This is a genomic window from Flavobacterium frigoritolerans (assembly GCF_025847275.1).
Lineage (GTDB): Bacteria > Bacteroidota > Bacteroidia > Flavobacteriales > Flavobacteriaceae > Flavobacterium > Flavobacterium frigoritolerans.
In genome coordinates this window covers 1-1,682 of record NZ_JAOZEV010000049.1, presented here as the reverse complement: position 1 = coordinate 1,682, position 1,682 = coordinate 1, and the positions used below count along the sequence as shown (strand labels likewise).

Below are 1,682 nucleotides of genomic sequence, written 5' to 3'. Positions count from 1 at the left end.
TAAATTTATTTTTTCATCGCCTACCAAGGGCATGATGCGGGCTGTCGTTTCAAATTTTACTTTTGCGCCTCTGGGTATCGATTTTGGAAGGGTAACTTTGTCTATAGCATTTCTTATTACCTCAAAGGGAAAAGTATCTGATCCATTAAATAGGGGTTTGTTGCCTGGTTTTGCATATCCTTCTATAACATATTTGCCAAAATAGTTGTTGCCTGCTTTGGCATCATTATAGAGTATTTGGTTGATGGGTTTGTTGATGCTTTTTTCTTTTGAAATGGCAGCGTTTTCAAAAGCAATTAATCGTACACCATCTTTTTGCAAATGCCATTGCATTTTGTCGGTGTTTGTGGGCAAAAAATCAACATTATACTTGCTTACTTCTACTTTTAGGCTCTCATTATATCGCAACAGTTGCTTGCTGGTTCCTTTTACGGTATTGACTCCTAAAGACTCTAAAACAGTTAGGGTTGTTTTTATTGGGCTTGAATCATTAGCCGATGTATAAGCCTCTACTTGATATACTTCAGGGTTTTTGAAGGAAAAAACACCAAGCGTACCAGTTTTTACCTCCACTTTAAGCAGATTAGATTCACTACTAATCTGGCTATTAAAAATTACAGTATCCTTACAAGTTACTCTCCAACTGGCAATTGGTGACGCTTCATAAACAGGATTGGATGATGATGGATTAAGGATTTTTTGTTTTTCTACTAAAGAACTTGCTTTGAATTTTAATGTTAAAGGAATTGGCGTATTTTTTACTAGCGTTTTACCTGGAGCAGAAATCCCTTCAATATGATCTTTTATATATTCGATAAATATGGCACATTTTTCATATTCAGCTTTGTTTGGATAGGCCTCAATTCTATACAAACCTTCTTCTTGATCTTTAAAAAGTTTACTTAATGTAAATACAATGTTGGCTCCAATACCCACAAAAGTTTTTACTTTATCATTAACTCCATCCCCTTTAAACAAAGCCCAGATTATTTTTGTTTGATCGCCTTGGTAAATTGCTTTTAATTGAAGTTTTGTTTCTACTATTGGTATTGAAATAGGGAAATTAAAAATGTTTGGTGCTCTTTCAATAAAATAATATTTGCCTGTAGGTTTTTCTGTAAATGGAGTAATTATAGTAATTTCAGAAACCGAATCTCCTTTGTTAGGTTTAGCAGTTTCCCATTGTGCAGAAGTGTTTTCGACAGCAAAAACATCTGCTTCTCTAATATCAATTGTGTTTACTGCTTTTTTTTGTCCGGTTGTTGCAAATTTAATAGTACCAGCTGCACCATTATCGGGACGATAACCGGCACAGGTACCAGTAGATTTATCGAGCAGTACCTTCATGCTATTATTAAAATCTACATTTTCATAATAGTCTTTGTATTTTATGTCACATTTTGCTTTGCATGGCATTGGTTTTTTGCTTTTGTCTGGAAGATAACAATCACCAAAACCCGCTCCGTTATTAAAGCTCTCTGCTGTATCATCAAGGTTGGTAGCGATAGGCTTTTCTTGAGCAAAATACTTGTTCTTTCCTAATTTTTTAATCTGACTTTTTACTGCTAATGGCACTGCCGTAGCCTTACTATTGTTAGCAACAGAATTGGAGCAAAAACATTTAGCTCCTTCTACTATTATTTCTCCTTTTGCCATTTTATTTAAAATTAATTTCTTTTTTT

Annotated in this window: 1 protein-coding gene; it reads right to left on the bottom strand. The window is 34.2% G+C overall.

Going from position 1 to position 1,682, the window contains the following annotated elements:
• A partial coding sequence (locus OIU80_RS20800) for a DUF4280 domain-containing protein (protein ID WP_264288880.1) occupies positions 1-1,656 on the bottom strand: 1,656 nt, incomplete at its 3' end.
• Positions 1,657-1,682 lie beyond the last annotated feature (26 nt).